General features: G+C 33.0%; 6 protein-coding genes. 3 read left to right on the top strand and 3 right to left on the bottom strand.

Annotated features, from left to right (window positions below):
• The 3 genes from thrC to EW15_RS10255 are packed head-to-tail and all read right to left on the bottom strand — an operon-like array spanning position 1 to position 3,554.
• Positions 1–1,107: a threonine synthase gene (gene thrC / locus EW15_RS10265; protein WP_038655559.1), complete on the bottom strand. Its 1,107-nt coding sequence runs from the start codon at positions 1,105–1,107 to the stop codon at positions 1–3.
• Positions 1,108–1,133: 26 nt separating this feature from the next.
• Complete coding sequence (locus EW15_RS10260) at positions 1,134–1,694, bottom strand: alpha/beta hydrolase (protein ID WP_225866570.1); 561 nt, start codon at positions 1,692–1,694, stop codon at positions 1,134–1,136.
• Positions 1,695–3,554 carry an AarF/ABC1/UbiB kinase family protein gene (locus EW15_RS10255; RefSeq protein WP_038654892.1) on the bottom strand — a complete coding sequence of 620 codons (1,860 nt, stop codon included), beginning with the start codon at positions 3,552–3,554 and terminating at the stop codon, positions 1,695–1,697. It abuts the gene before it with no gap.
• Between the two features lie 75 nt (positions 3,555–3,629).
• On the opposite strand from EW15_RS10255, the gene EW15_RS10250 reads away from it, so the two are divergent.
• From EW15_RS10250 to EW15_RS10240, 3 genes are all read left to right on the top strand, one after another.
• Positions 3,630–5,315 carry a DNA repair protein RecN gene (locus EW15_RS10250; RefSeq protein WP_038654889.1) on the top strand — a complete coding sequence of 562 codons (1,686 nt, stop codon included), beginning with the start codon at positions 3,630–3,632 and terminating at the stop codon, positions 5,313–5,315.
• 44 nt (positions 5,316–5,359) lie between these two features.
• The gene (gene uvrA, locus EW15_RS10245) at positions 5,360–8,302 is read left to right on the top strand and encodes an excinuclease ABC subunit UvrA (protein ID WP_038654886.1); all 2,943 of its coding nucleotides are present in this window, start codon (positions 5,360–5,362) and stop codon (positions 8,300–8,302) included.
• 199 nt (positions 8,303–8,501) lie between these two features.
• A complete protein-coding gene (locus EW15_RS10240; RefSeq protein ID WP_038654883.1) occupies positions 8,502–10,628 on the top strand; it encodes an HAD family hydrolase in 2,127 nt (708 codons plus the stop codon).
• Positions 10,629–10,665 lie beyond the last annotated feature (37 nt).

The raw sequence follows: 10,665 nt of genomic DNA, 5'->3' as shown, positions 1-10,665 counted from the left end.
TTAAAAGCCCATCATTTTTGTTATTGAATTTACTTCTGCTTCTATTCCTGTATGAAAAATTGAGTCATTATTTTTTATTGCGCAATCAGGATCTTTTAGGCCGTTTCCAGTTAGAACACAAACAATAGTTGAATTTTTTGGCACATCATCTTTAATTTTTAGTAACCCAGCTACAGAAGCTGCGCTTGCAGGCTCACAAAAAATACCTTCTTCTCTACCAAGAATTTTATATGCATTGATTATCTCTGAATCTGATACGGAAGAAAATTTACCATTGCTTGATTCTCTTGCTAGAAGGGCTTTTTCTCTGTTAACAGGATTACCAATTCTTATTGCAGTAGCAATTGTCTCTGGATTAACGACACTTTTACCTTCTACTAAAGGTGCAGAACCACTTGCTTGAAAACCCATCATTCTTGGGAGATGCTTTGATTTTCCAGCGTAAAAAAATTCTTGAAAGCCCATCCAGTAAGCAGTTATATTTCCTGCATTTCCCATTGGGATGCATAACCAATCAGGAGCATTGCCAAGTTTTTCTATTATTTCAAATGCTGCCGTTTTTTGTCCTTGTAACCTATAGGGATTAACAGAGTTAACTAATTTTATTGGGTATTTATCAGATAGTTCTCTAACAATATCTAATGCTTTATCAAAATTCCCTTTAATAGCTAATATTTCAGCTCCGTAAACTAAAGCTTGAGCAAGTTTACCTTGAGCTACATATCCGTCTGGAATAATAACAAAAGATTTCATTCCTCCTTTGCTTGCATAAGCAGCAGCAGAAGCTGAAGTATTACCAGTGCTTGCGCAAATTACAGCTTCACAACCAGCTTCTTTAGCTTTACTGATTGCCATAGTCATTCCTCTATCTTTAAATGATCCTGTTGGATTTAAACCGTCATATTTGACATATACTTTTACCCCTTTTCCAATACGATTTGAAATGGATTTGACTTCTATAAGAGGAGTTGCACCTTCTTTCAAAGTTATGATGGGTGTCTTTTTAGTCACTGGTAACCAGGGTTTATATGCTTCTATAAGTCCATCCCAATTATTTTTTTTTGGGGTAGAAGTGAAAAGTTGCTTTAATTTCTTAGAAAATGACACTTCTTTACTAATCAATTTTAAACAATCTAAATGCTAGACCTTCCATCTTTCAGTTTTTTAAAGGGTGAATTTGAGTAGAATTCGATTAATTCTTTTAATGAGTCTACTTTTTTAAGGGTTTTACTTAATGCATTAAGATCAATAGCAATATTTTTATTTGGATACGCTTTAAAAAAATCTATTAGATTAATTTTTTGATTATTTTTAAAAGAACTTAGTAAAAGTCCAGATCTTATTGCTTTAGTACCTAATTCTATGTTTGATATCTTATTTGGATAAATTATTTTAGATAATCTGCCTAGAAAAACCTCTCCTATTTGGCTATTCATTAATTTGCTGCTTGTTTTCAACGGAATTTCTATTTTTGTAGATAATATCTTGTGTAAATTTTTTTCTTTTTGACCGGTTATTTTGATTAGATTTTTTAATTTATTACTGGAATTTTTAGTTAATTGAAATCTATATAGATCTTCTATTTTAATACTTCTGTTAAATGTTCCTTTATAAAGAAAAAGGTTCTCTGCTCCTTTGGCGCTTTGATTGAAAAATAATATTAATAGTATGATATATATATTTTTTATATTCATTTATTGTATTACGCCGGCCGCAACCTTAACTAGTCTAATTATTCCTTTTTCTGATGTTCTTTTCATTAAACCCAAACCCATATTATAGGTGTCTTTAGTAATCAGAATTTTTGGTAATTTCTTAAAAAATATTTTTCTTTTAAAACCAGATTTCATTTTCGATTTTCTAAATATTTTTTTTATCGATGATAAGTTTATAATTTGTTTATTATTAATTTTAGATGAATTTTGTATAGTTTTTGAGCGAATTTTTGACGGTAACTTTTCATTTAATTTAATTACAGTCTTCCATCCAATAGAGTCTATTTTTGAAGCTATGATATTTATTAATTCATTTCTAAGAATAAGACCTTTCTTCGAAAATAAAAAATCAATTGTTTGATCTAATATTTTTTCACTATCTAGTTGTTTTTCTTTTGTAGCACTTGTTAGAAGATCGTCTAATTTTTCTAATTTAAGGCTATTTTCATCAAAAAGCATTTCTTTTAAACTATCTCTTAATTCTGGGTTTTCATCTTCTATTAGCCTTCTTGCGAAATAAGGATACGCAGCTCCTAATATTTTAAAATTAGGATCAACACTAAGAGCTATTCCTTCAAGAGTAATTAGAGATCTAATTATTAGTGCATAATAGGGTGGTAATTTAAAAGGAAATTTATACATAATTCCCGACATATCATCTGTTACTGCCTTAAAGTCCATTTTGTTTACGCCTATCTCCAAAGCACTAGTAAAAACACTTTCAAATGCAGGAGCAATAGGTGTTAAATCAACTTCTTCAGAAAGAAATCCTAGTTGAACAAAATCATAAGAAAGTTTATCAAATCTTCTGTTTACTAGATGAACAACTGCTCTAATTAATCCAACCCTAGATTCTTGTGTTATATCACTCATCATTCCAAAGTCTAAATAACATAATCGACCATCTTCCATTGCTAAGATATTACCTGGATGTGGATCGGCGTGAAAAAAACCGTGTTCAATCAGTTGCTGAAGACTGCAACTTACTCCAATTTCCACCATCTCATTTGGATCAATTCCTAAATTTTTTACAGCTTCTATATTTGTTAATTTTATCCCATCGATCCATTCCATTGTAAGCACTCTTCTACTTGTTGCTTTTCTATAAATTTTGGGTACTGCAATTTTATGATTTTCGCTATGAAGATTCTTAAATTTTTCGGCATTATTTGCTTCATTAATGTAGTCCATTTCCTCAAATATTCTTTTACCTAGCTCGTCTATTAATGCAACTAGATCACTTCTAATAATCCCAATATTATTTTTAAACCATATCGCTATATTTCTTACTATGTATAAATCTAAAGTGATTTGTTCTCTTAATCCTGGTCTTTGAACTTTAACAGCAACTTTTTCTCCACTTTTGAGTATTGCTTTATGAACTTGCCCTAAAGATGCAGCTGAAATCGGTTCTTTATCTATCTCTTCAAATATGTTGTCTATTTTATCCTCTAAATCTTGTTCAATACAAGCCATTGCGAGCTTACTTTCAAAGCCAGGTAGTTGATCTTGAAGTTGTGCTAATTCTTCTAAAACAGTTGGAGGAACAATGTCTGGTCTGGTTGATAGCGCTTGTCCAGCTTTAATGAATGCTGGTCCTAACTCTACAAGTAGGTTTGTAAATTCTTTCGCTCTAAAAGTTTTTCTTTCATTTTTTTCTAGAGAACCAATTAACTTTTCCCATCCAACGCCAAGTAAAAATAATCCAATTGGTAAAAGTGTCTGCCAAAGTCTTCTAAGTAGACGAATTGGATTTTTTTTGTAGATTGAGTCAATAGCCGCTGGGTCATACAAAAGTAGACCTGAGGCTTCAATAAAATCGCTTAATTCTTCGGCCATTTTAGTATGGCAATGTTCTACGTCTCTTCTAATTCATTTTACGCTCAGTTTGTGTCTTTTTGGTTGCTTTGATTTATGTTAAACAGTCTTCGCTTTCAAAATATAGCTCTATTTGGCAATACCGAGATTGACTTTGCTAAGGGGTTTACTGCTTTTACAGGGCAAACTGGTTCAGGTAAATCAATATTTATTGATACTTTAAATGCTTTATTAGCTAATAAAAAAACTCCTCTAGATAATCGATTAGTTGCCGAAGGTTCTCTCTTTTCATCAATTGAGGGTGTTTTTTCCATACTCCAACAAACAAAAGAGTGGCTAATTGATCAAGAATTTGATATTGATGAAGAATTGATTGTGACAAGGGAATGGCGTTTAAAAGAAAATAAATATAAATCTAGATTTAGAATTAATGGTGTAATAGTTAATAGAGATCAAATATCAGAATTGAGATCACTTTTGCTAGATTTTACTCTACAAGGTGATACCTATATTTTAAATGATTCATTGCATCAATTAAGTTTATTAGATTCTTTAGGTCTAAATAAAATTAAGGAATCGATTACTGAAGTAAAGCAAAATTGGAATATATGGAATGACTCTAATCTTAGACTAGAGGATGCGAGAGTTAGAATTACAGATTCCAAAAAAGAGTTGGAGGAAATGCAATATATATATCAAGACCTAGATAAATTAGAATTAGAAGATCCTAACGAACACATCAAGTTAGAGACTGATCAGAATCGTTTATCCAACATTTTAAGATTAAAAGAAGGCGTTAAATCATTATTAACTCGTTTAAATGACACCTTAGAAGAGTATCCCTCTATTTTAGACCATGCTCATTTCTGTATTAATGAATTAAAGAGTCTGTCTCAAATTGATTCTTCTTTAAAACCTATTTATGATTATTTTTATACAATAACTAATAATCTGAACGAGTTAATTTATCAAATTAATGATTACGAAAAAACATTAGATGTTGACCCGTCTTTTTTAAATCATTTGCAAATTAGATTATCTACTCTCAAACTTTATCAAAAAAAATATCAAAGAGATATACCAGATCTCATTCGGTATAAAAATGAATTATTCAATTCTTTATCTCTGCAAGAAAGTTCTAATAACATTAACGATCTTTCTTCTGATGAAAATAAAAAACGAAACATAAGAGACAAATCTAATAAAGATTTGTCTCTTATAAGAAAAAATATTGCTTCACAACTTGAAGAAAAATTGATTATTAGCTTAAAAAAATTAGGTATTCCTAATGTTCGTTTTAAAGTCGTCTTTGAAAAATGTGAGCCAACAATCAATGGGATCGATAAAGTTAAGTTTATGTTTTCAGCAAATCCAGGTATACCTTTAGCATCTCTTTCAGAAACAGCTTCCGGGGGAGAGAAATCTAGGGTTCTTCTTGCAATCAAGGCAATATTTTCTACATTTGAAGACTCTAATTTATTGATTTTTGATGAAATTGATTCAGGCGTTAGTGGATCAATTAGTAGTTACGTGGCTAATTTGCTGCGTGAATTAGCAAATCATCGGCAAGTTTTTTGCGTGACTCATCAACCATTAATTGCAGCATTTGCTGATAATCATTTTGCTTTAAAAAAGAGTGTTATCTCTGGTCATACAAAGTCTGTTGTTATTAATTTAAAGGAAATCCCTGAGAGGCAAAGGGAATTGGCTTTATTGGCTGGTGGTGAAATTGTAGAAGCGAATGCTTATGCGGCGAGCTTGCTGGAACATAAGGCTGCATGATGAGCATATTTTTTTATACAATTAAATATTAAATTTTTTCCCTTATGGGAAGTCCAAATCCTAATTCAAAAAAAAAGACAACAAATATTGGTTTTTCTAGTGAAGAACTCATAACTATTCGTGGTGCAAGGCAACACAATTTAAAAAACGTTGATTTATCTATTCCAAGAAATCAATTGGTGGTTTTTACAGGTGTTAGTGGAAGCGGTAAAAGTTCATTAGCTTTTGATACTATTTTTGCTGAAGGACAAAGAAGATATGTCGAGAGTTTGTCTGCTTATGCAAGACAATTCTTAGGTCAGGTTGATAAACCAGATGTTGATTCAATTGAAGGTTTATCTCCAGCAATTTCCATTGATCAAAAATCAACAAGTCATAACCCTCGTTCAACAGTTGGAACGGTTACGGAGATACAAGATTATTTTCGTTTGCTTTTCGGACGAGCGGGGGAACCTCATTGCCCTGAGTGCTCTAGGCCAATTAAGCCACAAAGTATAGATGAGATGGTGGATCAAATTAAGACTCTTCCAGAAGGTACTAGATATCAATTACTTGCACCAGTCGTTAGAGGTAAAAAAGGAACACACTCAAAACTATTATCTGGACTTGCTGCAGAAGGTTTTGTTCGAGTAAGAATTAATAAAGAAGTTAGAGAATTGGCAGATAATATTGAATTAGATAAAAATCAAGTTCATTCTATTGAAGTAGTGGTCGATAGGTTGATTGCTAGAGAGGGTATTGAAGAAAGATTAACTGATTCATTAAGCACTACTTTAAAAAGGGGAGATGGTTTAGCAATTGTCGAAGCGGTTCCTAAAAAGAATGAAGAACTGCCTCAAGGTATTGAAAAAGAAAGACTATATTCTGAGAATTTCGCTTGTCCAGTCCATGGGGCGGTGATTGAGGAATTATCTCCAAGATTATTTTCATTTAATAGTCCATATGGAGCTTGTCCCGATTGTCATGGTTTAGGTCATTTGAAAAAATTTACATGTGAGAGGGTTATACCTGATCCATCATTACCGGTTTATGCCGCTGTCGCACCATGGAGTGACAAAGATAACTCATATTATTTTTCATTATTGTTTTCAGTTGGTGAGGCATTTGGTTTTGAAATAAAAACTCCTTGGAAAGATTTAAAAGCGGAGCAAAAAAATATTTTGTTAAATGGTAGTAAAGAACCTATTTTAATAAAAGTAGACAGTAGATATAAACAAGATACCGGATTTAAAAGACCTTTTGAAGGCATTTTACCTATTTTAGAAAGACAGTTACAGGATGCAAATGGAGAAGCTGTTCGCCAAAAGTTAGAAAAATATCTTGAATTAGTCCCTTGTGCAAGCTGTCTTGGGAAGAGGTTACGTCCGGAGGCGCTTGCGGTAAAACTTGGACCTTTTGCAATAACAGATCTCACTTCATCAAGTGTTTCTACCACACTTGAGAATGTTGAAGAATTAATGGGTCTTGAAAAAGCTAATAGTTCAAAGCAATTACTTTCTAATAAACAAAAAAAGATTGGGGAATTAGTTCTAAAAGAAATTCGATTACGGCTTCAATTTCTGTTGGATGTTGGACTTGATTATTTAACCTTAGATAGGCCAGCAATGACTTTATCTGGGGGGGAAGCTCAAAGAATACGACTTGCTACACAAATAGGTGCTGGTTTAACTGGGGTTCTTTATGTGTTAGATGAACCTAGTATTGGATTACATCAAAGAGATAATGATCGATTATTATCTACATTAAAAAAGCTACGTGATCTAGGTAATACTTTGGTGGTGGTTGAACATGATGAAGATACTATAAGAGCCGCTGATCATTTAGTAGATATAGGTCCTGGCGCAGGAGTGCATGGAGGTGAAATTATTGCTCAAGGATCTCTAGATAGTTTGTTGAAAGCAAAAAAATCATTGACTGGTGATTATCTTAGCGGGCGCTCATCTATTCCTACTCCTACTAGTAGGAGAGATTCAGTTCAAAGAAAATTACGTTTGATTGATTGTAATAAAAATAATTTAAAAAATGTTTCAGTTGATTTTCCATTAGGCAGATTAGTTGCTGTTACTGGAGTTAGTGGAAGTGGTAAAAGTACTTTGATAAATGAATTACTTCATCCTGCTCTAAATCACTCTCTAGGTTTGAAAGTTCCTTTTCCTAAAGGATTAAAAGAACTGAAAGGTATTAAATCAATTGATAAAGTTATAGTTATTGATCAGTCTCCAATTGGTAGAACTCCAAGATCTAATACAGCTACTTATACAGGTGCATTTGATCCAATACGTCAACTTTTTGCTACTTCTGTTGAAGCTAAAGCGAGAGGATATCAAGCAGGTCAATTCAGTTTTAACGTTAAAGGGGGAAGATGTGAGGCTTGTCGTGGTCAAGGTGTAAATGTAATTGAGATGAATTTTCTTCCTGATGTCTATGTTCAATGTGATGTTTGTAAAGGAGCTCGATTTAATCGAGAGACATTACAAGTCAAATATAAGAACTATTCTATTTCCGATGTATTAGAAATGACGGTTGAACAAGCTGTTGATGTTTTTTCTGCAATACCTCAAGCTGCAGATCGATTAAGGACGCTTTTAGATGTCGGGCTTGGATATATTAAACTTGGTCAACCTGCTCCAACATTATCTGGAGGAGAAGCTCAAAGAGTAAAACTTGCGACTGAGTTATCTAGAAGAGCCACTGGTAAAACTCTTTATTTGATTGATGAACCTACAACTGGCTTAAGTTTTTATGATGTTCATAAATTAATGGATGTTATACAGAGATTGGTAGACAAAGGGAATTCAATTATTGTTATTGAGCATAATTTAGATGTTATTAGGTGTTCAGATTGGATTATTGACATGGGACCTGAAGGAGGTAATCGTGGAGGAGAGATTATCGCCATGGGAACTCCTGAAGAAGTAGCAACAAATAAAAATAGTCATACAGGTGGTTATTTAAAAAAGGTTTTAGAAACTCACCCTCCTAGATAATTTTGAATTTTTCAGCTTTGTACATATTCCTTAACTTTTATGATTGACTTGGCTGCTATTAATTTATGTAAGTTTAAAAATCAAGTGATAGACAGAAAATTAAAAGAATTTTTTATCTCAAAAAAACTTTTATGTTTTCTTCAGATTTAATGAGCAGAAAATCAATTAGGAATTCACAATCTTTCTTAAGGATTTCTGCTTGGGATTAAGACTTTTACATTTAAATTTGCATGGTTTAATCCGTTCACATGATCTTGAGTTGGGTAGAGACTCAGACACTGGAGGGCAAACTTTATACGTTTTAGAATTAGTAAAAGGACTTGCAGCAAGACCAGAAGTTGAAAAAGTTGGACTAATTACCAGATTAATTAACGATAGAAGAGTATCTTCTGACTATTCAAATCCTCTTGAAAAAATATCCAATTGTGCGGAAATTATTCGAATTCCTTTTGGTCCTAAGCGTTATTTGAGGAAGGAATTGTTATGGCCTTATCTAGATGATTTAGCTGATCACATAGTTCAAAGATTGCAGAAAGAAAATAGATTTCCTGATTGGATTCATGCTCATTACGCTGATGCTGGTTACGTAGGAGCGTTGGTTAGTCGAAGATTGAGATTACCATTAGTTTTTACTGGTCATTCATTGGGACGAGAAAAACTTAGAAGATTATTGGCTGCTGGAATTGATCATGATCAGATAGAGCAAACTTACTCAATTAGCAAAAGAATTGATGCAGAGGAATTAGCTTTAGCACATTCAAACTTACTTATCACAAGTACTAAGCAGGAATCTGATGAACAGTATTCTCGTTATGGGCGATTTAGCTCGAAAAACGTAGAAGTAATTCCACCTGGTGTTGATTTAAATCGTTTTCACTCAGTAGATATTAATTTAAACGAAGAGGAAAAAGAATTAAACAAACTTTTTAAACCATTTCTCAGAGATTTAAATCTGCCACCGCTATTAGCAATATCAAGAGCAGTAAGGAGAAAAAATATTCCTGCGTTAATTGAGACTTATGGACGTTCTTCAATTTTGCAGCAAAGACATAATCTTATTTTAATTTTAGGTTGTCGCGAAGATTCTCGTCAGCTTGAAAAACAGCAAAGGGAAGTATTTCAGCAAGTTTTTGAATTGGTGGATAAATATAATCTATATGGAAAAGTTGCTTATCCAAAACAACATAAAAGAGAACAAATTCCATCAATTTATCGTTGGGTTGCAAATAGAAAAGGACTCTTTGTTAATCCTGCCTTAACTGAGCCATTTGGCTTGACACTGCTTGAAGCTGCTGCGTCTGGTTTACCTACGGTGACTACTGATGATGGCGGCCCAAGGGATATTCTTTCTCGTTGTGAAAATGGTCTACTTGTCGACGTAACTGATTTAGAAGCGTTTAGAGATGGTTTAGAGACAGCTGGTTCAAACTTTTCTTTATGGAAAACTTGGAGTAACAATGGAGTTGAGGGAGTAAGCAGGCATTTTAGTTGGGATGCTCATGTTTGTAATTACATTGCATTGATGCAGAAGCGTCTCAAATTTCTTGCACCTCGACACTGGACAGTTGGAAATATTAAAGAAACTACTCCTATTGGTCAAAAAATAATATTTCTTGATTTAGATAATTACCTTGAGCAATCAAAATGCTTATCAAAATTGAGAGACAATTTAAAAAATCATTCATTGAATTCGGATATTCAATTGGGAATTTTAACTGGAAGATCAATTAAAGCGGCTCGTTATAGATATGCAGAAACACAACTACCCAAGCCTGCAGTTTGGGTATGTCAAGCTGGGACTGAAATTTATTATTCTGATGAAAATCAATCAGATATCTTTTGGCAAGATTCAATAACTGTTGATTGGAATCGTAAAGGTGTAGAAAAGGTTTTGTTTGATTTAAAAGAATACTTGGAGTTTCAATCAGATGAACATCAAGCTCCCTATAAGATTAGTTATTTATTAAAAGAACCTAGTGATGCGACTTTACCTTTAGTACGAAAAAGACTTAGGCAGGCTGGACTTGCCGCTTCTCCTCACCTAAAATGTCATTGGTATTTAGATGTTGTTCCTTTGCGAGCATCACGATCAGAAGCTATTAGATACTTGGCTTTACGGTGGGGGTTATCTTTAGAAAAAGTTCTCATAGTAGCAAGTCAACAAGGTGATGCTGAGTTAATCAAGGGACTGACAACCAGTGTTATTCCTTTTGATCATGATGCGTCATTAGATGGATTGAGATCTCAGCAAAGAGTTTTCTTTTCTGATGCTAAAAATGGTATTTTAGATGGCTTAAAGCATTTTCGATTTTTTAAAAGTCATTAATTTTTATCATTGGCATGGTTTGTAAGTATTTACCTTT

This window comes from Prochlorococcus sp. MIT 0801 (genome assembly GCF_000757865.1).
In the GTDB taxonomy this organism is placed as follows: domain Bacteria; phylum Cyanobacteriota; class Cyanobacteriia; order PCC-6307; family Cyanobiaceae; genus Prochlorococcus_B.
The sequence above is the reverse complement of the archived record's forward strand: the minus strand, read 5'-3'. Positions and strand labels throughout refer to the sequence as shown.